22 protein-coding genes, 1 tRNA gene and 1 pseudogene are annotated in these 22,419 nt (G+C 68.4%); 9 read left to right on the forward strand and 15 right to left on the reverse strand.

All coding sequences use genetic code 11. From position 1 onward, the window contains the following. The first annotated feature begins 2 nt into the window (after positions 1-2). The 4 genes from OG876_RS43255 to OG876_RS43270 all read left to right on the forward strand — a co-directional run bounded on the left by OG876_RS43255 (position 3) and on the right by OG876_RS43270 (position 2,187). Positions 3-872, forward strand: coding sequence for an aminoglycoside phosphotransferase family protein (locus tag OG876_RS43255; protein WP_328522554.1), 870 nt, complete (start codon positions 3-5; stop codon positions 870-872). 99 nt (positions 873-971) lie between these two features. Beyond that, positions 972-1,211, forward strand: coding sequence for a hypothetical protein (locus OG876_RS43260; protein ID WP_328522555.1), 240 nt, complete (start codon positions 972-974; stop codon positions 1,209-1,211). 3 nt (positions 1,212-1,214) lie between these two features. Beyond that, positions 1,215-1,484, forward strand: a complete 270-nt coding sequence (locus tag OG876_RS43265) for a sodium-independent anion transporter (RefSeq protein WP_442914209.1) — start codon at positions 1,215-1,217, stop codon at positions 1,482-1,484. 241 nt (positions 1,485-1,725) lie between these two features. After that, positions 1,726-2,187: a DUF7144 family membrane protein gene (locus OG876_RS43270; RefSeq protein WP_328522557.1), complete on the forward strand. Its 462-nt coding sequence runs from the start codon at positions 1,726-1,728 to the stop codon at positions 2,185-2,187. 90 nt (positions 2,188-2,277) lie between these two features. Here OG876_RS43270 and OG876_RS43275 read toward each other — a convergent pair whose 3' ends face one another. Both OG876_RS43275 and ettA read right to left on the reverse strand, forming a co-directional pair. After that, positions 2,278-2,772 carry a DUF1269 domain-containing protein gene (locus OG876_RS43275; protein ID WP_328522558.1) on the reverse strand — a complete coding sequence of 165 codons (495 nt, stop codon included), beginning with the start codon at positions 2,770-2,772 and terminating at the stop codon, positions 2,278-2,280. Between the two features lie 192 nt (positions 2,773-2,964). Further along, the gene (gene ettA / locus OG876_RS43280; protein ID WP_328522559.1) at positions 2,965-4,647 is read right to left on the reverse strand and encodes an energy-dependent translational throttle protein EttA; all 1,683 of its coding nucleotides are present in this window, start codon (positions 4,645-4,647) and stop codon (positions 2,965-2,967) included. A 146-nt stretch (positions 4,648-4,793) separates the two neighbouring features. On the opposite strand from ettA, the gene OG876_RS43285 reads away from it, so the two are divergent. After that, entirely contained in the window at positions 4,794-5,312 is a 519-nt protein-coding gene (locus tag OG876_RS43285) for a single-stranded DNA-binding protein (RefSeq protein WP_328522560.1), read from the forward strand. 81 nt (positions 5,313-5,393) lie between these two features. Then, a complete protein-coding gene (locus OG876_RS43290) occupies positions 5,394-6,011 on the forward strand; it encodes an SRPBCC family protein (RefSeq protein WP_328522561.1) in 618 nt (205 codons plus the stop codon). Positions 6,012-6,076: 65 nt separating this feature from the next. Here OG876_RS43290 and OG876_RS43295 read toward each other — a convergent pair whose 3' ends face one another. From OG876_RS43295 to OG876_RS43305, 3 genes are all read right to left on the reverse strand, one after another. Continuing rightward, entirely contained in the window at positions 6,077-7,756 is a 1,680-nt protein-coding gene (locus OG876_RS43295; RefSeq protein ID WP_328522562.1) for a GTPase, read from the reverse strand. Next, a complete protein-coding gene (locus tag OG876_RS43300) occupies positions 7,753-11,862 on the reverse strand; it encodes an AAA family ATPase (RefSeq protein WP_328522563.1) in 4,110 nt (1,369 codons plus the stop codon). The genes OG876_RS43295 and OG876_RS43300 overlap by 4 nt, the downstream gene beginning before the upstream one ends. A gap of 89 nt (positions 11,863-11,951) precedes the next feature. Then, on the reverse strand, positions 11,952-13,457 hold the full coding sequence (locus OG876_RS43305; protein ID WP_328522564.1) for a PrsW family intramembrane metalloprotease: 1,506 nt from the start codon (positions 13,455-13,457) through the stop codon (positions 11,952-11,954). A gap of 172 nt (positions 13,458-13,629) precedes the next feature. Between OG876_RS43305 and OG876_RS43310 the strand changes: the two genes are divergently transcribed. Both OG876_RS43310 and OG876_RS43315 read left to right on the forward strand, forming a co-directional pair. Next, positions 13,630-13,703, forward strand: a tRNA-Arg gene (locus OG876_RS43310). A 62-nt stretch (positions 13,704-13,765) separates the two neighbouring features. Beyond that, positions 13,766-14,170, forward strand: coding sequence for a nitroreductase family deazaflavin-dependent oxidoreductase (locus OG876_RS43315; protein WP_328522565.1), 405 nt, complete (start codon positions 13,766-13,768; stop codon positions 14,168-14,170). Positions 14,171-14,192: 22 nt separating this feature from the next. Here OG876_RS43315 and OG876_RS43320 read toward each other — a convergent pair whose 3' ends face one another. From OG876_RS43320 to OG876_RS43345, 9 genes and pseudogenes are all read right to left on the reverse strand, one after another. Continuing rightward, positions 14,193-15,104: a cyclase family protein gene (locus tag OG876_RS43320; RefSeq protein ID WP_328522566.1), complete on the reverse strand. Its 912-nt coding sequence runs from the start codon at positions 15,102-15,104 to the stop codon at positions 14,193-14,195. Positions 15,105-15,221: 117 nt separating this feature from the next. Next, positions 15,222-15,314 carry an Lsr2 family DNA-binding protein gene (locus OG876_RS44205; RefSeq protein WP_442914066.1) on the reverse strand — a complete coding sequence of 31 codons (93 nt, stop codon included), beginning with the start codon at positions 15,312-15,314 and terminating at the stop codon, positions 15,222-15,224. 48 nt (positions 15,315-15,362) lie between these two features. Beyond that, positions 15,363-16,253, reverse strand: coding sequence for a methyltransferase domain-containing protein (locus OG876_RS43325; protein ID WP_328522567.1), 891 nt, complete (start codon positions 16,251-16,253; stop codon positions 15,363-15,365). A gap of 528 nt (positions 16,254-16,781) precedes the next feature. Beyond that, positions 16,782-17,411, reverse strand: a complete 630-nt coding sequence (locus tag OG876_RS43330; RefSeq protein ID WP_328522568.1) for a hypothetical protein — start codon at positions 17,409-17,411, stop codon at positions 16,782-16,784. Positions 17,412-17,418: 7 nt separating this feature from the next. After that, positions 17,419-17,766: pseudogene (locus OG876_RS44210) on the reverse strand (class I SAM-dependent methyltransferase); the annotation flags it as partial. Positions 17,767-17,772: 6 nt separating this feature from the next. Continuing rightward, on the reverse strand, positions 17,773-17,958 hold the full coding sequence (locus tag OG876_RS44215) for a VOC family protein (RefSeq protein WP_442914067.1): 186 nt from the start codon (positions 17,956-17,958) through the stop codon (positions 17,773-17,775). Beyond that, positions 17,903-18,190, reverse strand: a complete 288-nt coding sequence (locus tag OG876_RS44220; protein ID WP_442914068.1) for a VOC family protein — start codon at positions 18,188-18,190, stop codon at positions 17,903-17,905. The genes OG876_RS44215 and OG876_RS44220 overlap by 56 nt, the downstream gene beginning before the upstream one ends. Positions 18,191-18,288: 98 nt before the next feature. Continuing rightward, positions 18,289-18,855: a GNAT family N-acetyltransferase gene (locus OG876_RS43340; RefSeq protein WP_328522570.1), complete on the reverse strand. Its 567-nt coding sequence runs from the start codon at positions 18,853-18,855 to the stop codon at positions 18,289-18,291. A gap of 83 nt (positions 18,856-18,938) precedes the next feature. Then, positions 18,939-19,769 (reverse strand): alpha/beta hydrolase, encoded by an 831-nt coding sequence (locus tag OG876_RS43345; protein WP_328522571.1) that lies wholly within the window; start codon positions 19,767-19,769, stop codon positions 18,939-18,941. 798 nt (positions 19,770-20,567) lie between these two features. Between OG876_RS43345 and OG876_RS43350 the strand changes: the two genes are divergently transcribed. Beyond that, positions 20,568-21,767 (forward strand): M28 family metallopeptidase, encoded by a 1,200-nt coding sequence (locus OG876_RS43350; RefSeq protein ID WP_328522572.1) that lies wholly within the window; start codon positions 20,568-20,570, stop codon positions 21,765-21,767. Between the two features lie 188 nt (positions 21,768-21,955). Here OG876_RS43350 and OG876_RS43355 read toward each other — a convergent pair whose 3' ends face one another. After that, the gene (locus tag OG876_RS43355) at positions 21,956-22,405 is read right to left on the reverse strand and encodes a MarR family winged helix-turn-helix transcriptional regulator (RefSeq protein WP_328522573.1); all 450 of its coding nucleotides are present in this window, start codon (positions 22,403-22,405) and stop codon (positions 21,956-21,958) included. Between the last annotated feature and the right edge of the window lie 14 nt (positions 22,406-22,419).

Below are 22,419 nucleotides of genomic sequence, written 5' to 3' on the forward strand. Positions count from 1 at the left end.
GCGTGACGGATTCTCACCAGGACGGCCGGGCCGGTATCGACGCGGCACTCGTACGGCGATTGATCGGGCAGCAGTTCCCGCAGTGGGCCGACCTGCCGGTGACGCCGGTCAAGATCGATGGTTGGGACAATCGCACGTACCGGCTGGGCACCGAGCTGACAGCACGGCTGCCGACGCACGAGAGCTACACGGCTGCCATCGACAAGGAACACGAGTGGCTGCCGGTCCTCGCGCCGTACCTGCCGGTGGCGATCCCTCAGGCGGTGGCGAAGGGTTCACCGGGTGAGGGGTATCCGTTTCACTGGGCGATCCGGCGCTGGATCGACGGCGAGACAGCCACGGTGGACAACATCGCCGACCTGGACGAATTCGCCCGGTCGATCGCCGAGTTCATCCTCGCCCTGCAGAGTGTCGACGCCAGTGGCGGCCCGGTCGCCGGCGCGCACAGCTTCTACCGCGGCGGGCCGCCGGAGTACTACCACGACGAGACCGTCGAGGCACTCGCCGTACTGAAGGGGCGGATCGATGCCGACCTGGCCCGCGAGGTCTGGGACGCCGCACTCGCGACCTCGTGGGATCGGCCGCCGGTGTGGTTCCACGGCGATATTGCCTCCGGCAACCTCCTGGTCCGCGAAGGCCGACTCTCGGCAGTCATCGACTTCGGCACCTCCGGCGTCGGCGACCCGGCGTGCGATCTGGTGATCGCGTACACGTTCTTCGCCGGCGACTCCCGCGAGACCTTCCGCGCGGCGGTCGGCCAGGATCGCGGCACGTGGGCCCGCGCCCGCGGCTGGGCCCTCTGGAAGGCCCTGATCACCACGGACCTTCCCGTCGTCGAACGCGTCCTCGCCGACCACAAGCTCCACAGCTGAGTTAATGGCCGGTGGTGAGCACCGCCTCGAGTTTCTCCATCGCCTGGTCGATCGTGAAGCTGGCCGCCTTCTGCCGCGGCGGGAAGTCCTTGAACCACCATGCTCGGCGTACTGATCTTCGACGCCCTGCCAGGGCTGTTCGTGGGCATCGGGATCTCGATGCTGCTCCTGCTTACCGCTCGTCCAGCCCCGAATGTGGCGGTGCTCGGCCGCACGCCCGGCGCGGCCACGGTCTGGGTGGACCGGGCCCGGCATCCGGGGAGCATCGCCGAACCCGGCGTACTGGTGGTCCGGGTGGAGAGCGGTCTGTACTTCGCCAACGCCGACCACGTCCGGTAACGGATCCGGGCCCTCGTCCGCTCCGAATCCCTGCGGGCGGTCGTGCTGGACGCCCAGACCGTACCGTTCGTCGACATCACCGCGGCCCAGATGCTGATCGACCTGACTCAGGACCTGGCCCGTGAGAGCGTCGATCTCCTCGTAGCTCGCGACATCGGCCAAGTCCGCGACCTACTGCAGAGCGCCGGCGCAGAGGGCACCTTGACCGATGTCCACCAGACCGTCGAACTGGCGGTCGACGCGGCCCGCGACCGCGGGAACCACTCAGCGTAGCGCCGGGTCAGTGGCAAAGCTCGGGACCTCCGGCCGCAGTGCGACCGCGCGGCGCGCCCGCGACTCAACCTCATCGACACCGGCCGTCCGGACCCGCGGCAACTACCTGCCGACCTCCCGTGATCACGCTGCGTCCTCACCCCTGCGGGGTGAGGCGCTCCGCTCCGTGACGAGGTGAGATCAGTTGCGTACGCCGCTGCCGGCCCGGTGGCGGCTTACGCAGCGAGAAAGGGAGTAGCAGATGGCTGCAAAGGGAAGTGGGGCTTGGGCAGGCTGGGTCCTGTTCGCCGGCACGTTGCTTCTGGTCACCGGTCTGATCAACGTCTTCCAGGGGATCGTCGCGCTGGTCGACGACGAACGGCTGGCGCTGACGCCGTCCAGGCTGGTCATCGTCGACGTGACCGGGTTGGGCTGGACGCTTCTGATCGCCGGCCTGCTGATGATCGGCGCCGGTGCCGGACTGCTGGTGGCGCAGACCTGGGCCCGGATCGTCTCGATCATCCTGGTCTCGCTGCACCTCATCATCCAGATCGCGTGGCTGGGCGCGTACCCCGTCTGGTCGTTGCTGATGATCACGCTGGACACCGTCATCCTCTTCGCGCTCACCGCGCGCTGGAGCGACGCACAAGAGAACCTCGGCCTGGACGAGGTACCGATGAGTGCCCCGAAGGCAGCCGGGCACCGAGCCACCTCGGCGAACTGAGCGAGTAGGAACGCCGCCTTCAACCTCGACCGGCAGCTCGGCCTCACCCGTCAGGGGTGAGGCCGGCTGCCGGAGTCGAGTCCTGGAGTCTCAGTTGGCGATCATCTCGCGGAGCGCCGCCTCCTGCTCGTTCGACAGGTTGGACTGAATGAGTTCAGGCTTGAACTCGCCACCCTCCTCGAACGCCGCCTTCACCTTGTCGGTCACCGCATCGCTAGACATCAGGAACAGCGCCGACGTGCCTGGCGTGATCTTGTCGCGGGCGGACTTGATGAAGCTGTCGTCGATCCCGACGTCGGTCAGCGATCCCGCGATCGCACCGGTCGCGGCCCCGATGGCGGCACCGAGCAGCGGCACCAGGAAGATCAGCCCGAAGAGCATGCCCCAGAACATGCCACCCATCGCACCTGCACCCGTCAGGCTGTTCAGCTGCCTGGTCTTGGGCTTCTTCGCGTCCGGCTGCCACGACACCGTCGCGGCGTCGTGGATGTTGATCAGCTTCTGCTTGGCCAGCGACTCCAACGTGGAGATGGCCTGGTCTGCCCCCGTAGGGGTTTCGAACTTCCAAACGGTCAGTGTCGCCATCGCGCTGCTCCCATCGACTGCCGGGTGGTCAGTGGCAGCGTGCCCCGACCGCAGAGCGATTTCCTCACCCCGGGTGGGTGAGAGTCGGCCGGGTGAGAGCGGGTTCGGTGAGTGTCAGCTGAGTGCGTCCCGGCAGGATGCGTGAGCCCACGCCGGCTGATGCCTGCGTGGGCTCACGTTGCGTCTTCGAGGTCAGTCGCGGGTGAGCTTGCGGTAGGTGACCCGGTGCGGACGAGCCGCCTCCGGCCCCAGCCGCTCGACCTTGTTCGCCTCGTACGACGCGAAGTTGCCCTCGAACCAGAACCACTTGGCCGGGTCCTGCTCGGTGCCCTCCCAGGCCAGGATGTGTGTCGCCACGCGGTCCAGGAACCACCGGTCGTGGGACACGACCACCGCACAGCCGGGGAACTCCAGCAGCGCGTCCTCCAGCGACTGCAGGGTCTCCACGTCCAGGTCGTTGGTCGGCTCGTCGAGGAGCAGCAGGTTGCCGCCCATCTTCAGCGTCAGCGCCAGGTTCAGCCGGTTGCGCTCACCGCCGGACAGTACGCCCGTCGGTTTCTGCTGGTCCGGGCCCTTGAAACCGAACGAGGCGACGTACGCCCGGCTCGGCATCTCGAAGTTCGCGACCTTGATGTAGTCGAGCTCGTCGGAGACCTGCTGCCACACCGTCTTCTTCGGGTCCAGGCCGCCACGCGACTGGTCGACGTACGAGACCTTGACGGTGTCGCCGAGTCGCAGCGTGCCCGCGTCCGGCGTCTCTTCGCCGACGATCATCCGGAACAGCGTCGACTTGCCGACGCCGTTCGGGCCGACGACGCCGACGATGCCCGCCCGCGGCAGCGAGAAGCTCAGGCCGTCGATCAGCTTGCGGTCACCGAAACCCTTCACCAGCTTGCTGACCTCGAGCACCGTGCTGCCCAGGCGCGGACCCGGCGGGATGTTGATCTCGTCGATGTCCAGCTTCTTGGCGCGCTCCGCCTCCGCCGCCAGCTCCTCGTAGCGCTGCAACCGCGCCTTGCTCTTGGACTGCCGGCCCTTCGCGTTCGACCGGACCCACTCGAGCTCGCGCTCCAGGATCTTCTGCCGCTTGGCGTCCTTGCGGCCTTCGACGACGAGCCGCTCCTGCTTGGTCTCCAGGTACTTGGAATAGTTCCCCTCGTACCCGTAGGTCTTGCCGCGGTCCATCTCCAGGATCCACTCGGCGACGTTGTCCAGGAAGTACCGGTCGTGGGTGATCGCGAGGACGGCGCCCGGGTACTTCTGCAGGTGCTGCTCGAGCCACAGCACGGACTCGGCGTCCAGGTGGTTGGTGGGCTCGTCGAGCAGCAGCAGGTCGGGCTGCTGCAGCAGCAGCTTGCACAGCGCGACCCGGCGGCGCTCACCACCGGACAGCTTGTCGACGAGCGCGTCGGCCGGCGGGCACCGCAGCGCGTCCATCGCCTGCTCCAGCTGAGCGTCGACGTCCCAGGCGTTGCGGTGGTCGAGCACGACCTGCAGGTCACCCATCTCGGCCAGCAGCGTGTCGTAGTCAGCGTCCGGGTCGGCCAGCTCGGCGGAGATCTCGTTGAATCGGTTCAGCTTCTGCTTGGTGTCGCCGACGCCTTCCTCGACGTTCTCCAGGACCGTCTTGCCCTCGGTCAGCGGCGGCTCCTGCAGCAGGATCCCGACCGTCGCGTCCTCCGCCAGCCGGGCCTCACCGTTGGAGGGCTGATCGAGCCCCGCCATGATCTTGAACAGCGAGGACTTACCGGTGCCGTTCGGCCCGACGACGCCGATCTTCGCGCCGGTCAGGAAGTTCAAGGTGACGTTGTCGAGAACGACCTTGTCGCCGTGCGCCTTCCGGACGTTGCGAAGCGTGTAGATGAATTCCGCCATACCTAGAGCCTATGTGCTCGGACCCACCTGTCCCAATCGGCCCTCTCGGTTGTCCACAGATCAGGAATCGATCCGGCGGAAGGGCTCTCCAGGCGTGCATCTTCTCCGGTGACAGCGGATTCGCGACCAACGGAAAGGCGACGATCATGAGCCTCAGCGAGACCTACGTGACGGTGCAGGGCTGGGTCGGCAGTGACCCGGACTTCAAGGAGCTCGGTGGGCAGGTGCCGCACGCGACGTTCCGGATCGGTTCCACGCCACGACAGTTCGACCGCGCCCTCAATACGTACGTCGACAAACCGACGACCTGGTTCAGCGTCGAGTGCTGGCGCAACCTGGCCCAGAACGCCTTCGAATCGGTGCGTGTCGGGCAGCCTGTCATCGTCACCGGCCGGCTGCGCACGCACGAATGGACCGACGATGCCGGCGAGCCACGCAGCCGGGTCGTCCTCGAGGCGTTCTCCCTCGGCCACGATCTGAGCCGAGGCACGACCACGTTCACCAAGAGCGCACCTCGCTCCGGCTCGGCTCCCGGCGAGCTCACGGCTGTCCCGTCCGCCGGCGCGGCCGAAGCATCCGCCTCGCCGTACCCGCCCGATGAGTACTCCGCGACCGCGCTGCCCCTCACCGCCGATACCGAGGCATCGGAAGCGGCGGCGGCATGACTATCTCAGTATTGACTTATATAAGCCCTGCCCGGCAGTCTGGGCTCCAGCCGACCAGCCCACGACGAGAGGGAACCACCCGTGATCGACATCCTCGAGCACATCAACGCCGTCCAGCGCGAGGTCAGCCGCACCGGGGAGACGGTGACCGTGCGGATGCGCCGCTCGTACCAGGCCGAGCCGGAGGAGCTGTGGGACGCGCTCACGGATCCCGAGCGGATGCGCCGCTGGTTCTGGCCGGTCACCGGCGACTTCAAGGTCGGCGGCACCTTCCAGCTCCAGGACAACGCCGGCGGCGAGGTCCTGGAGTGCGAGCCGCCCAAGCGTTTCAAAGTGACCTTCGGCGGTCCCACGAGTCTCCTGGAGCTGCGGTTGCTGCCAGGCTCGGGGGCTTCGACCGAGCTGGAGCTCGAGCACTCGATGGGCGAGCCACCGGCTCCCGGCGGTTCCGGCGCACTCTGGGTCGGGCCCGGGTGGGACGGCGGCTTCCTCGCCCTCGCGCTGTACGTCTCCGGCGACCTCCCGGAGGGCACCAACCCGGTCGAGATGGCCGACTCCCCCGAGGTCGTCAGGTTCAACGAGCAGTCGGTCCGCGCCTGGATCGAAGCCGTCCGCTCCTCGGGCACCACTTCCGAGGAAGACCTCGCCGAAGCCGCCAAGATCTCCATGGCCCAGTTCTCCCCGGGCACCGAGGTCTGACCTACACGCTTGATCTCCCGAGCGCGCGCCCGGGCAGTCCGGGGCGCGCGCTTGGCATCGGGCGGCTACTGACGAGCGGTTGCGAGGTTGTCGCGGCAGGTGGTGTAGGCGTCCAGCTCCTCGCGGGCCGGCGCTACAACGTGGCTCTCGGCAACTTTCTCGAGCTCCGTGCGCAGCGCCTTACCCACCAGGCGAGAGCGGCGGACGGCTCCACTGGCCGCGAAGAGGCGGCAGACGAAGGAGAGCGCGAGTCCGAGGACAGCACCGCCGACGAGCATGATCCAGGCGTACGGGATCCCGTTCCATTCCGGCAGCGGCGGGTCGTCCAAGCCTGCGATCCGGGCCACGAGCAGCGCGGCAAGCCACAGGCCGCCGCCCAACGTGATCAGGAAGAGCAGCCACTGGACGAAGCGAGCAGCGCCCCACCAACCGGGGTTGTTCGTCGCACCGAGATCGGTCCGCGCGACCGCCTGGTCGAGCTCGTCGCCGAGCGACTCCTCCCGGCGGCGGATCGCCGTCCGCACCGAGTCGGCCCACGGACGCGACAGCCCTTCCGCGGCCTTCGTGGTGATCGTGCGTACGGCGGTGTCCATCCGGGCCCGCTGCACGGGAGTTGCTGCAGGCAACGAAGAGCGAGCGATCGCGACCTCGTTGGACGCGGACTTGCGCAACGCCTTGCCCTGCTGGCGCGAGACCTGGTCGACGTGCAGCCGACGCAACGGATCCGGCCGGAATCGTCCGAGCCACTTGGTGACCGGCCATCCCGTCGCCGCCCGGGCACGCTGCAGGTACGAACGTCGTACGGCGTCGACCACGACCGGGAGACCACTCGCGTCGGACAACGCTTCGACAAGCTCGGTGATGTCGCTCTGGGCGATCTCCGGGGTCTTGGCGTTACCGCACTGGCTCGCCATTCGGTCCGCGACCCGGTCGACGTCGGCGGAGAGGCGTTCGCGGGCGGAGCGTTTGTTGCTGACCCGCTTCACCAGCAGTGCCCGCACCTCGTCCAGCCCGTCACCGCTGACAGCGGAGGTCGCAACGACCGTCGGCGCCTTGAGGCCGTCCGACTTGAGCAGCCGCTCGAGGTCGTTGAGGCAGCTCTTCTGCTGGTCCGGTGTCAGCTTGTCGATGTGGTTCAGCGCGAACACCATCACCCCGGAATGCGAGGCGAACGGCTTGATGTACCGGTTGTGCAGCGCGGCATCGGCGTACTTCTGCGGATCCACCACCCACACGAGCAGGTCGACCAGCTCCACGAGCCGGTCGACGATCAGGCGGTGCTCGACCTCGGTCGAGTCATGGTCGGGAAGATCCAGCAGGACCAGCCCGTCCAGGTCCTCGGACTGTGCGTCCTCCAAGGAGCTGCGATGCTGCACCTGGTGCCGGCGCGGGATGCCCAGCCAGTTCAGCACTTCGCCGGCCGGCTCCTCGCCCCACACACAGGCGAGCGGCATCGAGCTGGTCGGCCGGCGCGTGCCGATCGCGGCCAGGTCAAGCCCGGTCAACGCGTTGAACAGCGACGACTTGCCGGAGCCGGTCGCACCGGCCAGCGCGACCACCGTCAGCTCGCCGGACATCCGCAGGCGCTGCCCGGACCGGTCCACGATCTGCGTGGCCTCGGTGAGCACCACCGGATCCAGCCGGCCCTGTCCGGCCTTCGCTGCCGCCTCGATGGCGTCGATCTTCTTCAGGACATCGGTCGCACCCCGCAGCGGCGCCTCGACCGTATCCACTGTTTCCGTCACGTGCAGTCCTCCACCGCGCGCGCGGCCTCCGTCAGTTGCCTGGCCGTCTCGGGGTCGACCGGATGCTGGTCAAGGACAGCCAGATAGCGGGCGAATTCGGCATCCATCAGGGCATGAACCTTACCGTCAAGGTCTTCACGCGCCTTGTCGACCAGGGTACGCACGGACGTGTCGCCGAAGACAGCCTCCAGCAACTTCTGCCCGACGACCGCACTTCCGGCACCGGCGCTCGCCTCGGCCGCCTTCGGGATGCCCGTACCGCTGGCGAAGATCACCACCATCAGCGAGAGTCCCAGCCCGTTCACGCCGTACTCCAGGATCCGGGCGGTCGAGCGCTTGTCGGCGCCTTCCTTGCGGATCAGGTCGAGCACGTAGGCCTGCCACTCGCGGACCGTGCGGTCGGCGGCGGCCGGGAAGTCCTCGGACAGCGCGCGGAGCTCGGGGCCTCCGGCGGCGAGCAGCTGGCGTCCGGCTGCACTCGCCTGCCAGGCCTTCTCGGCCCGTTCGGCAGCGGCCGCTGCGTGCTCGCGCAGCAGCGACTCCAAGCCGGACTCGATCGCGTCGCTGACGTCGCGGGTCTGCGCCGGCTGGTTGACGAGCGACTTCTTCACCTTGTCGCGCATCCGGCCGACGTTGGTCTGCAAGCCCTTCAGCAGTTCGCCCGTGCCGACGAACTCCTGCCACCGGGCGAGCACCTCGCCGCGCAACAGCGTCCCGTCCTGCGTGGCCTTGGCGATGTCCTTGACCGCCTGGTCGTACGCCGACTCGGCCGTCGACCGCAGTTCGATCGCGGTGTCGGCCTGAGCCCGGACCGCGGCCGCGAACGGTGGTGTCGTTTTCACCATCGCGCTGACCGCGCCCTGCAGGGTACGGCGGACAACGGCTGCCCGGGCCTCCGCGTCGGCGGCCAGGTCGATCAGCCAATCCTTGATCGAGGCAACGGTCTCGGCCGGCAGCATCCCGTTGCCGTCGACAACTGTCTCCTGGATCGAGAACAGCGGCGAGTCGCCGAGCCCGCGCTCGAGCAGCATCTGCGCGAGGTGCCCGGTGATGTCGTCGATGGTCTCCCCGGGAGCCCGGTCGAGGACGACAGCGATCGCCGTACTGCGGTCCGACGCACTCTGGAGGAAGTCCCACGGGACAGCGTCGGAGTATCGGGCGGCCGTGGTGACGAACAGCCAGAGGTCGGCCGCCGCGAGCAACTGGGTCGCCAGATCACGGTTCGCCTCGACGACCGAGTCGATGTCAGGCGCATCCAGGATCGCCAACCCCCGCGGAACGGTGTCAGCGGCAACCAACCGCAACTGGCCCGCATCCTCGGTCCCACCCGGACTCTCCGAACTCGTCCGCGCCATCCCCGGCAGCACCCGGTCACCCACGAACCAGTCCGCGTCCGCCGGGTGATGAATCAACACCGGCGACCGCGTAGTAGGCCGCAACACCCCCGGCTCGCTGACAACCTTCCCAATGACAGTGTTGACCAGCGTCGACTTTCCCGCTCCGGTCGAGCCACCAACCACCGCCAGCACCGGTGCTTCCAACTGCACCAGCCGAGGCAGCAGATAGTCATCCAGCTGATCCAACATCGCCTTCTGCTGCTGCCGAGCCTCGTCAGCCCCCACCACATCCAACGGCAACTGACTACCGGCCAGCGCCCCCCGCAACTTCATCAACGCCGTAATCAAAGCCATAGCAGCCTGCTCAGCCGCCAACCGCTCAGCCAACTCCTCCGCAGTCAGCTCCCGAACTTCCTCAGCCTCCTGCCCGGCATCGCCCGGCGCGGCGCCTTCTTGCCCAGCGTCCTTCTGCTCGGCGTTGTCGTCCTCGGAGGCTTCCTGCCCAGCGTCCTTCTGCTCGGCGTTGTCGTCCTCGGAGGCTTCCTGCCCAGCGTCCTTCTGCTCGGCGTTGTCGTCCTCGGAGGCTTCCTGCCCAGCGTCCTTCTGCTCGGCGTTGTCGTCCTCGGAGGCTTCCTGCCCAGCGTCCTTCTGCTCGGCGTTGTCGTCCTCGGAGGCTTCCTGCCCAGCGTCGTCGTGCGCGGTGGCTTCCTGCCCACCGTCCTTCTGCTCGGCGCCGTCGCGCGCGGCGTCGCTCTGCGCACCATCGTCCTGCTCTGCCGCAGGCTCATCAGAGCTGTCACCTGTGGCATCCGCAGCAACGCCTTCCGCCGCAGGCTCTTCAGACTCCTCCACGCCGTCGTCCGCCTGAGCCTGGCCACCGTCCGCAGCCTCGTCAGCGCCCTCAGCCGCCGCATCGCCTTCCGCCGCAGATCCTCCAGGCTCCTCGGCGCTGTCGCTGGCCTTGCCCTGGCCACGCTCCGCGGCCTCGCCCGCGCCCTCAACCGCAGCAGCGTCCTCCGGCGCAGATCCTCCAGGCTCCTCGGCGCTGTCGCCGGCCTTACCCTGGCCACGCTCCGCAGCCTCGTCAGCGCTCTCAACGGCAGCCGCTACCTCCGAGGCACCCTCGGCGTCCTCAGCCGCCGACGAGCTCTCCGCCTCCCCCGGAGACGCAGCCTCGTCAGCTTCAGCCCGCCCAGCAGGCGAACCCTCAGCCTGCTCGCCACCGGAGCCTTCACCAGCGTCCTCACCCGCAGCGTGACCAGCCCCGCCCGAGCCCTCAGCTGCAGCAACCCCGCCGGAGCCCTCAGCCGCAGCAGCCCCGGCCGAGCTCTCAGCCGCCGCAGCCCCGCCCGAGCCTTCAGCCCCGGCGCCCACAGCCTCACTCGAACCCTCTGCCACAGCATCGGCAGCCTCGCTCGAGCCCTCGGGCCCGGCTGCGACAGCCTCGGCAGCCGCCCGACCTGCCGCAGCAGACGCGCCGGCAGCAGTCCCGGCGGACTCCTTCTCAGCCGCCGCACCGGCCTTTGCCGCGTCGGCCTCTGCCGCCGCACGCTTCTTGTTCTTCTTCGGTGCGGACTTGACGCCCTCAGCCTGAGCACCATCGGCCACGCCGGAGCCCTCAGCGTCAGCCGCGTCCGCGTCGCCGGCACCCTCGCCTGCGTGGTCGCCAGTCCCGTTGGAGGCCTCAGCAGCATCGCCGGCGGCGGAAACTCCATCGCCTGCCTCGGGCGCCTCCGCCGGGGTTCCGGTGGACTCCTCCGCGGCATCCGCGCCGGCCTCACCGTCCGCGCCGGCCTCACCGTCCGCGCCGGCCTCACCGTCCGCGCCGGCCTCACCGTCCGCGCCGGCCTCAGCGTCCGCGTCGGCCTCGGCAGTGGGCGCGCTCTCGGAAGACTCCTCGGCGAACTGTTCGCTCTCGTGTGCCTGCCCCGCGGCTGGGGTGTCTTCTGTGGACGGCTCCGAGGAGGTGCCGTCCGAGTCGGCAGCCGCGCCGTCTCCCGCTTTGGGGAGGCCGACGATGATGTTGCCGTACTCGAGGGGGAAGCCGTCCGGGGACTCTTCCGGCTCGTAGATGACGCCCACAGTGGGCCGTGCAGGTACGACGGGTGAGTTTCCGGCGGTGCTGGCGACAGGTGCAGCGGCTGCCTCGGCACGCGTCGAGTCGGCCCCATCCGGCGCCGGCTCGTCAGCGGCCTGCTGCTCCTTGGCCGCCTCAGAACCCGCCTTGTCGGCCGCTTCGGACGCCTGCCCGTCAGCTCCCCTGGATGCCGCCTTGTCAGCCGCCTCGGACGACTGGCCGTCGGCTCCCTCGGATGCCGCCTGGTTGGCTGCCTCCGACGTCTGACCGTTGGCTGCCTCGGACGACTGGTCGTCGGCTGGGTCGGGTGCCGGCTTGTCGGTGGCTGAGGCTTGCGCGTCGCCGGCTGACGTCGGCTCGTCGGTGTTTGGGGCGGGCGTCTCGTCGGTGGCGGGCTTCTCGGCTTCCGGCGTACTGGCCTTGGCGGCGGGCTCAAACCGTGTCCCGGGCTGCTCGCGGGCAGCGTCGGGCGTGGGGTCGGCCGCCGTCGGCTCGGCTGTGGAGTCCGGCGTACTCGGGGATTCGGGTGTGGTGGCGGACTTGCGGCGCCGGCGGCGCCAGAAGCCTTTGCCTTTGGCATCGGACTGCGCGCTCGACTGGGCGATCAGGTTGGCCAGCTCCTGGGCAGGCTGATCCTGGTTCGGAACCCGCGGCTCCGAACCTTCACCAGCTGCTGACCTGATGTCAGCCACGGCGTCCGCCCACGAGCACAGAGTGCCCGGTCGGACAGCGCAGAAGCAAAGTCATCGTGTTCCCGTTTGGCGGCGTGGACGGGTGGCAGTCACTGCGATGGTGGATACGGACCGTATCCTCCCGGCGGTCCTTGCTGACCAGTGGGTCCCGGTGGGTAACCAGGTTGGCCCGCTGGGTAGCCGGGTTGCCCCGAGGGATACCCCGGCTGAGCCGGAGGATACCCACCCTGCGGAGCCGGCTGCCCAGCACCGGGATACGGTCCCGGCCCACCAGGCTGACCCCCGTACACAGGCCCGCCTGGCATGGGTCCACCCGGTCCCCCGGGCGGGCCCTGGAACTGCGGCGCCGCCTGGGCGAACGCCGGCATCGGCGGGAACGGCACGCTCGGGCGCCGTTCGCGCAGTTCGTCGAGCAGCTGCTTCTCGGTCTCCAGCGCGTCCGGCCCGATCACCTGCCGGACGATCTTGTCCCGCAGGTACGCCAGCTCGGTCGCGTTCTGCTGGAACGCCTTCGCGGCCGCTTCGGCCTGCGGACCGTACCGTTTCGCGTTCTGCCGGAGTGCCTTGCGCCCGCGCAGCGTCGCGATCAGCGGTACGTCCTGTGGAACCAGCCAGCCGAACCGCACATAGTCGTACAGCCGGGACGCGATCATCTGTCCCTCCCGGGATCGCATCACCAGGGCGAACACGACCATGCCGATGAAGATCGGCACCATCAGGAACAGGTAGACGGTGATGAAGCCGCCGCCCCCGGCCCAGCTGGCGCCACCGTTCCAGAGTCCGTGGGCCAGCACTGCGGCCAGGTACCCGACAATCGGCGCGAGGAAACGGACCGCCGTACTTCGACTGCGTATCGCGACGCCGATCCCGATCGCTGTGAATGACGTGAACAGCGGATGGGCGAACGGCGAGATCAGACCGCGGATCACGAACAGTACGAACGCGCCGCGCAGACCGGCGTCGCTACCGGACTCCTCGGACAGCGTGTTGAAGATGCGCCCGTAGTAAAGGATGTTCTCGGTGAAGGCGAACCCGACGCCCACCATCCCGGCGTACACGAGGCCGTCGATGATGCCGTCGAACTCCTTGCGCCGTACGAGCGCCAGCAGCAGGATCACGGATCCCTTGGCGAACTCCTCCACCGGTGGCGCGACGAACACGGCCGATCGGTCGCCTCCGACGCCGGTCTCGGCCAGCCGGTGCGACACCTCGGTGTTGATGAAGATCGCGACCAGCGTGGCGATGAAGGCACCCCAGCACAGCGCGAACAGGATGTACTTGGTCGGTTCCGGCTCGTAACGGTCCAGCCACAGATACAGCGCGATCACCGGGACGACGGGGACGAACGCGAACACCAGCCCCCAGGTGAAGCCGCCCGCGCCGGTCGACTTGGCCACGATGCCGAAGATCACCAGGCCCGCGATCGCGAACACCACCGCGACCACGATGCCGATCAGGATGCCCTGGTTCCGCCGCTGACCCGGGATCGGGTGGGTGCCCCGCACGTTCGGCTGCGGGTAGGGACCGCCGGGCGAGTACGCCGACCCCGCCGCGGGTTGCGGCGAGCCGGCCGGGCCTGGTGAGGGGTAACTCATGCCCGAAGCCTAGTTGGGGAGCCCATCCCGTGGCAGAACCACCCACTCAGCGTTACCTGGATGGAACGACAACCCTGTATTTTTCGCCCCGTACGGCGCTCGTCCCCGCGACATACCCAGGAACCCAGAGGCGCGATCACCCGCCCATCTGAGAGACTCTTCCGTGCCGTGTGCCCCCGTAGCTCAGCTGGATAGAGCGTCGGACTTCTAATCCGTTGGTCGCAGGTTCGAGTCCTGCCGGGGGCGCCTCCCAAACTCGCTGGTCGGAGGCCGGTCCACCCCAGAAGCGCCGCACGTAGCGTGGTGGCATGAGCGCAGATGGGCGGACGCGGGCGTGGCGGTTCCGGCATATCGCCACGCGGTACGTGAATCCTGTGTCGCGACATGTCGCGGGGTGGCTGCCGGGGTTCGGGATCGTGACTTACAGCGGACGGCGCAGCGGGCGGATCTACAGCACACCGCTGAACGTGTTCCGGCGGGACGACAGGTACTTCTTCTTTCTGACGTACGGGTCCGAGGCGCAGTGGGTGAAGAACATCCTCGCGGCCGGTTCGTGCTCGCTGAAGACCCGTGGTCAGGTCGTGCAGCTGGTTGACCCCGAGCTGGTCACCGACCCCGAACTCCGCCCGGCACCGTTCCCGGTCCGGCTCATCGAACGCCATCTCGCCGGAGTCACGCAGTACCTGACGATGCGGCAGGCGCCGAGCAGCTGAGTGTGTCCTGCCGCGTGAGTGGTCACAGTACGGCGATCGGGTTGATCGGCGACCCGGTCGCGGTCGGCAGCCGGAGCGGCGCGATGACGCACAGGAAGGTCCAGCGCGCCGCTTCCCCGCATATCCGCACGAGGTCATCGAACTGGAGGTAGTCCAGCAGCATCACGCCGAGCGCGTTGATGGCAAGGACGTGGATGGGGAAGGCCACCCCGTCCGTCAGGCTCGGCGCGGTGTCGTTGTTTCCATCACTGCCCAGAACCGCGATCTGCCGCTCGGCCAGCAGCGGCATCACCTCCGGGTGCAGCCCGGCCCGGAGCGCGGCAGCATCCCACGGCCCGCGCACCTCCCGCCGCTGCCGGTGACCCACCCGCACCAGCAGAATGTCGCCACGGCCGACGTGGACGCCTTGGTCCCGCTCCGCGGCCAGCAGGTCGCCGATGGTCACGTGGTCGCCGGGGTCCAGCCAGGCCACCCCGCGAGACCGAGGTACGTCGAGCAGCACCCCGCGGCCGACGATCCCGTCGGCGGCCACTCCGACGGACAGCTCGGTCGCGCCGCTCTCGGTGATGGTGTCTGCGGGCACCCCGTTGTACAGCTCGCCGTCGAAGATCACGTGGCACAGGGCGTCGAGGTGGCTGTCGGCGTTGCCGTGAATGTTCATCTCGATCCGGTCCATGCCGAACGCAACGCCTCGGCCGGCCTCCGCGGCCGGTGGCCCTTTCATCTGGTGCCGGGCGGGTTCGGGGTCGTCAGGTGTCACCCGTCCCTCCACCGGTGCGGCCAGCGACACCGCGCGCCCCAGCCTGACTTCACCTGCGCCGGCCACGGTTCCGGCGGAAGTGAGGTAGTTCAACGCCCCTCGCCGGTCGTCAAGCCCCCAAGGCCGCTGGTTGCGCAGCTGCTCGTACAGCAAGCGGAACTCTGCCTCGGTCATCCGACCCGGCGGGAGTATGGCCTCCCCGGTGCCCGTAGGTCCCCCACTGGTCATGTCGTCAGCCTCCCCGCTTTGCGCGCCTGTGGATAGCCCGTCGCTCTCTGACTGGCTATCGAGTCAATTGGCAGCGTCGAAGTCCGCTTTGATGTCGCCCGCGACTCGTCCGCGGTCGTTCACCTCGTAGCCGTTGGCGCGAGCCCACTCCTTCACGTGCGGGCATCCGCTCCACTTGCCTCGATCCGGCGCGCTGGAGCCGCCCTAACCGAGTGCCGGCGCGTGCTCGGCTGGACGGCGTCCCCAGGCCGAGATCAGCGGCGCGAGTGTCAAGTCGAGTTCGCCGGCGTGGATGGCGGCCAGGTGCGCGTCGATCTCGGCGTCGTCGGCCAGTCCGGCCGCGAGCAGCTCGCCGCGCACGTGCCGGATGGTCGACGCCTCCAGCCGGTCGCAGGCCAGTCCACCGACCGGGAAAGAGCCCGCCGCGGCGACATCTACCAAGCCGGCCTCACGCAATGCCCGCGGCAGTGTCCGGCCGTAGCGCAGGTCCGCGCCGCGGCGCGACAACAGCTCCCGGACCGCGTCGCGCAGCCGGTTGGCCCGCCGCTGCGCAGGGCCGCTGTCGTCCAGGCATGCCAGTGGCTGCAGAGCGGTATCGGCGTCCTCGACCAACAGCCAGCCGCCGGGCCGTAGCGCCGCCACCATCGTTGCCAACGCCCGAGCCCGGTCGGGTACATGGACCAGCACGAGCCGGGCGTGCACCAGATCGAACGTCCCCGGCTCCGGGGGCGGGTCAGCGGCGACGTCGTGCTTGCGTACCTCGTACCCGTCGCCTGCCTTCAGCCACGACGGATCGATGTCCGTGGCCAGCACATGCCCGGTCGGACCGACGGCCGCCGCGAGCGCCTCCGGGATACCGGTGCCACCGGCCCCCACTTCCCAGCAGCGCGAGCCAGCCCTGACCCCCAGCCGATCGAAGTGCCCGCGCGTCACACCGTCGAACAGCTCGCCCAGCCAAACGAACCGCTCACCCGCCTCGGCGCGCGCGTTGTCCAGCAGGTACCCGCGGGCGGACGCGGAATCTCCACCGAGCGCGGTACCACCTATCGGATCCGGTCGGCCACCGACGTGCGGCGGGCGGGGCGAGGAAGTCACCACCACATCGTCAACCTCCCCAGCCCACCAGCGCCACGACGACAGGAGAGGGACATCTCACACAGCCAGCGAACCCCACACCTGCTACCGCACGGTCCTGCACCGCGACGAGGCTTCCTAAACCGTGCCGCGAATCACCCGGGATCCCCGTCACCCACAACGGGCGGGCTCTTCTTTGTGCCGAAAGGCGGCTCCGGGGCGACCAGCAACCCTCGCTTCGTCCGGCTGCGCGGCGGCGGTTTCGTCAAGCCGTTCTTCAATTTAGGTCAGCAACCCGACGACACTCAGACCAAGGCTTTCGCGCCGGGGAATCGGTCAGGGTGATCATCGACCTATCCAACACCGGACTCGCCAAGCTGAACCTTTTCGGATTGTTATTCGAATCGAGCAGGGACGACGGAGAACGCACCCCTCGAATCTGACGTCACCATTGGCGCACCCGGCCACGGGCACTCGGCCTCGCCGACTGGTCGATCCGTCCCAACAGTCGACCAGCCCGGCGGAGGCGGGCCGACATGCCAACACGGGTTAGGCGGCGGCTAGGCTCCGCCGCGAACGCGCAGACATAGACGATGGGCGGTCACCGTGGGCCAGCGGCGCCTCGAGTCTCCGTGCCAACCAGGTGTAGGTGCCGCACTGGCTCCGGACTACTCCGCCCGACTGGTCGATTGCCGCCCGCACAGCCAACTGGAGGTCCCTGAGTCGACCCGTCCCGAGGCGGGCGTGGTCGCTGAAGGTCGCGAGCATCGATGTCCACTCGCCGGCATCCATCGGGGTGCGCGGCCATCGGTAGGTCCGGCTACCGAGAGAGCTGAAGTCGCTGTTGCTCTCGAAGGGATCGTTGTCCTGAGCATCGCTGGTGCTCGGGTCCCGTCCCACGATGGTCAACTCCGGGGCGTGGGCCCGGTAGGCGTCCTCAACGGCCGCGAGCAGCGCCTCCTCCAGGACGTGGTAATTCCAGAACAGCGCGAGCATCCCTCCGGGAACCAGGATCGACGCCGCCTTGCGAAGCCCGATCACCGGATCGCCCCAGTGCCACGAGTGTCCCGCGGTCAGCAGGTCGTAGGTGCGGCCCGCAGACTCCCATGACTCGAACGACGCGACCTCCCGGCACGTCGTGGCCTCGGGCAACCTCGGCCATACGGACGTCAGGCTCAACACCGAGCACGCGCAGTCCGCGCGCCATCAGCAGGACAGCGACCTTGCCGGTCCCGCATCCGATATCCAGGGCTGTCGACGGGCTACCAGACAGCAGCTCATCGATCAACGCAGGCGGATAGTCAGGTCGATAACGGTCGTACTGTTCGGCGGCAGTCCCGAACGACTCCGCACGATCCCTTTCGCCGTGCAATCCATCCAAGGGCACCCCACGATTGTGGCACTCGGCCGTCCGCTCGTGCCGCGTTCTGCGCGACCCTGCAGAGGTCCGCGCGCGATGGGTGTTCCCTCGTCGACGGTCGTCGTACTCGGCAGTCTCCCCGGATGTCGAAGCGCACCCCCAATCCGCGGGCATTCTTGGTCAGTGCAGGCAGAACTCGTTGCCCTCCGGGTCGCGCATGACATACGTGAGCGGCCCGCGATCGCTGTGCGTCTCGGTCAACTGCGCGCCAAGTCCGACGAGGCGATCGACCTCGGCCGCCTTGCGATCTTCATCGACATGGATGTCCAGATGCATCCGGTTCTTCGCCGTCTTGCCTTCGGGCACGCGCTGGAAGAAGAGCCGGGGCTCGACACCCCGCCGAGTCCTGACACGCCGCCACGTCCCTGAACGCGGACCGTCCGTTGACCACGATCCTGTCCTCCGCTGGCATGTGGCCGTCGGCAACCAACTGATCGACCAACCGCGAGTGGTCTTCGACGACGGAGCCGAAAACCTCGGCCCAGAACGCAGCCTGGGCGTGCGGATCAGCACAGTCGAAGGTCACCTGGGTTCTCATAGGCAGCAATCCTGCCCGATGGGGAGTCTGTCGGTACCGGTGGCGGCTGGTACGGGCGCGGTGTGCGACGGGATGGGATGCGCCCACTCGTGCAACGGCTACCTGCGGAGCATTGTCCAGAGTGTTGGACCGCCTTCCGGGAGTGAGATCTCCTGGATCACGGCGAACCCGAATCGCTGGTAGAGCGGCACGTTCCTCAGATTGCTGCTCTCCGTATAGGCCGGCCCGTCGATGCTTGCCAGGCGCCGCTCCAGCAACGCCGACCCGACGCCTCTTCCCGGCGTCGACGCGCCGAGCTGCGCGAGGTACCAGAACTGTCCGGCCGGCCTCGCTCGTGTGAACGCGCGCTCCAGCACAACGCCACGGCGGAAACCCGACCCCATCCCAAGAAGCAACCTCGACAACCCCATCAGCCCCTGTCGAAGTGACACGCTATGGCCCGGTGGATCCCACAAGGCAGCCCCCACCGGTTGACCGTCGTCCAACGCGATGTCGGCGCAACCGGGAGCGGCATGCAGGTGAACGGCCAAGGCTCGAAACATCTGAACCTCGCCGCCTGCCTTCGGCATCAGCCAGCGGACCACGGGATCGGCCACGAACGCAGCGGCCAAGACCTTGCTGATGGCAATCCGATCCTGCGCCGTGGCTCCGCGGACCTCCAGCATGGCTAGGAGTCTATGGCGCGCAGCCTCGCCAAGCGAGGCGCGGGTTTCAGGGTCCTCAGTACCCGGAGATGGCGGCGAGTATGTCAGCCGTCGTGAAGCCCGTTGCTGAGCAGCGGCCACGCCTTGTGGAGTTCTCGCTGCCAGTAGACCCAGTTGTGGGTGCCGGGCGAATATAGGTCAATCTGGGCGTCGAGGTGGAGTGCACGCACGCGCTTGACGAACAGTTCGTTCTCGGCGCGGAGAGCGATCTCGGTCTGGTCGGATGTCGCGTCAGCCGGGTCGAGGGGGCCGGGTTGGCCCGATCCGGCCGAGATGTACAGCCGGGTGCGTGCAAGACTCGCCGCGAGGTCGTAGGGGTTGTGCGCCCGCCAGACGTCCACGTCGGCGTCCGGGTCGCCCCACAGCCCGTACGGATCCTCACCTTGTGACTGCAGGAGCCCCAGATACGCCTGCGACTCATCCGGGTCGAGGCGGGTGTTGACGATGCCGCTGAAGGAGGCCGCCACGGTGAACATTCCCGGGCGGCGAGCAGCGTAATCCAGCGCCCCGAGCCCGCCCATCGAGACTCCGGCGACAACGCGCCGGTCATTGGCCCGGAAATGCTCCTTGAGCAGCCTTGGCAGCTCCTGAAGGTGGAAGGTCTCCCAGTGCGGTCCGGATATCCAGTCGGAGTAGAACCCTGCCTTTCCGCCATCCGGCATCACGACTAGGGCGTCCAGGTCTCTCGAGAGCCGCTCGATGTCGGTGGACCTCGTCCAGCTGACGTAACTGTCACAGCACCCGTGGAGCAGGTACAGCGCTGGCCATCGTCGATCCGGAGCGCTGGTGAATCGGCGGGGCAGTAGCAACCGCACGCGGACATCCGTGCCGACCGACGGCGACCGCACCGTGATGTCCCAGGTGCGGCCCTTCACCTGATGGGTGCTGACGATCTGCGCAGTGCCTGTTGCCGGTGGCGTGCTCGGCTGCGGCTTCGACGCGGAGGCGGTTGACGTGGGCTCAGCCGCAGAGCCTGACCCGGACGGCGCCGTGCCTCCGCATCCGACTCCGTACAACGTCATCAGCACGACAAGCCCAGCGACCAGCCCGCGGCGGTATCGAACCATGGACGGGCCCCCTCTTGGTCGGGAGTGGTGGCGCGCCGCCCAGGCCGGTCCCATCAGTACGACGCTCGCATGCATGGCGGCCGTGGACAAGTGTCCGTAGCGGTTGTAGGTGCGGTGTCGAGACCCGTTGCTCAGCGTGCCCAACCAGCAGTCCCTCGACATCGCGGTGAACTGCCGGAGGCCCCAGGCGCACATCCGGGCCGCGCGCCTCGATCTACCTCGGGCAAGTTCGGCAGTCTGTCGACGCAAGCCCGGCCGCGCCGGCCGCAGGAGGGCTCCGCCCTTGTTCTGACTATGTCGTGGCCTACAGCAAAGTCACCGTCACCCGCCGTGGACAATGGCGGGCAAGGAGACGTACAAACGCAGCATGGATACCGTGCCGAGCGCCGGTCCGAGCCGACGCACCCTTCTGTCCACCGCAATCCTTGCAGCATCCGCCGGGGCGGCGGCACCGCTGATCGGCGCCGCTGTGGCGTTGCCCGCCCACGCGGAAGTAAACCACCGGCCCTTCCTCCCCCGCCGACGGCGCAGCCGCCGGACGCGGAGCTCAAGTCACTGCTCGCGCAGGTCGACCCAGCCAGGCTCGAGGCGACCATCCAGAAACTGGTGTCGTTCGGGACGCGGCACACGCTCTCCTCGCAGGACGACCCCAATCGCGGCATCGGGGCCGCGCGGGACTGGCTGTTCGCCACACTGCAGGGGTACGCCGCCGCCTCGGGCGGTCGGCTCACCGTCGAGAAGCAGTCGTTCGTCCAGGCGGCCGGCCCCCGAATCCCGGTGCCGACCGTCATCACCAATGTCATCGCCACACTGCGGGGCGCCAGCGAGCCGAACCGCACGTACGTCGTGACCGGGCACTATGACTCACGTGTCACAGACGTTCTGAACTCCACCAGCGACGCGCCAGGGGCCGACGACGACGGGTCAGGAGTCGCCGTGGTCCTGGAGCTGGCCCGCATCCTGTCTGCTGCCCGCCAGCCGGAAGCGACGATCGTCTTCGCGACCGTTGCCGGCGAGGAGCAGGGACTCTTCGGGTCGGCGTTCATGGCGGCGCAGATGAAGGCCGCCGGCACCGACGTCCAGGGCATGATCAGCAACGACATCGTCGGCAGTAGCACGGCAGACGACGGCACCCGCTACAAGCACCTCGTGCGGCTTTTCGCTGAGGGCGTCCCGACCTCGGAGACGGCGTCGCAGACGTCGATCCGTCAGTCCATCGGAGGCGAGAACGACGGGCCGTCGAGACAACTGGCCAGGTTCATCCGCGAGGTCTCCGACAACGGCGTCACGGGCATGGACGTCCGGACGATCTACCGGCGCGACAGGTACCTACGTTCGAGCGATCACGTCTCCTTCCTGCAACAGGGCTACCCCGCCGTGCGGCTGACCGAGGAGGCCGAGAACTTCGCGCACGAACACCAGGACGTCCGCGTCGAGAACGGCGTGCAATTCGGCGACCTGATCCAGTTCTGCGATTTCGACTACATCGCCGGAGTGGCACGGGTCAATCTGGCGACGTTCTGGTCCTTGGCCAATGCACCCGGCACGCCCAAGGACGTGCGCATCGACACAACCCAGCTCACAAACGACTCGACGTTGCACTGGGTCGCTGACACTGCTGCCGACCTTTCCGGCTACCACGTGGTGTGGCGGGAGAGCACGGCGCCGGAATGGGAGCGCGCGATCCCGGTCGGCAACGCCACCGAGGTGACACTCGACATCTCCAAGGACAACGTGCAGTTCGGGGTACGTGCCGTCGACAAGAAGGGCCATCACAGCCCGGCCGGCTTCCCCGCGCCGGGCTAGCGACATCGGCCGTCGGCGCATGCACAGTGGCTTGCCAGGACCGCACAGCGCGCATCTGAAAGTTGCGGACGCTGAGCGCTTGCGCTGCAATCAGCGGTGGCCAGCATCCGCCGGTCGATCTCGGGCTCACCGGCGGCTGGAGGACGAATCGGTGACCTGGGGCGTCAGGGGCGCGGTGCGCGGGCTTCTCACGCCGGGGCCTGGTCGAAGGCGATCGCGGCGATCGTCGCCGGGTCGGTCTCGGCGATCTGTTGCAGAACGGCGCGGGCCGTCTCGACCTGTGCCGCGTCGAAGAGGCTGAACACCCGCCGGGTCGCCGTGCCGATCCGGTCACTGACAGACGCGTAGCGCTCGACCCCCGCTGCGGTGAGGCGGAGTAGCTCGTCACCGTCCTCGATGAGTCCACCGGCGGCGAGGCGCGCGAGCAGAGCATCGACGCTCGCGTCGTCGTACCCGTTGGTGGAGAGCAGCGCTTTGACGGTCGTCGTTGGGGTAGCCCCTCGCAGGCCGAGGGCGTTGAGTGTGAACCACGCGCCGGGCTCGAGGTCCTCCTCGGTCAGGATCTGGATCAGCGGACCGCGCAGGTTGCGCTCAGCGAGCGCCATCGCGGTGCCGAAGGGGAGTGTCGGTGCGTTCACAGTCGTCCTTCCTA

It is taken from the genome of Kribbella sp. NBC_00359, from assembly GCF_036097425.1.
Lineage (GTDB): Bacteria > Actinomycetota > Actinomycetes > Propionibacteriales > Kribbellaceae > Kribbella.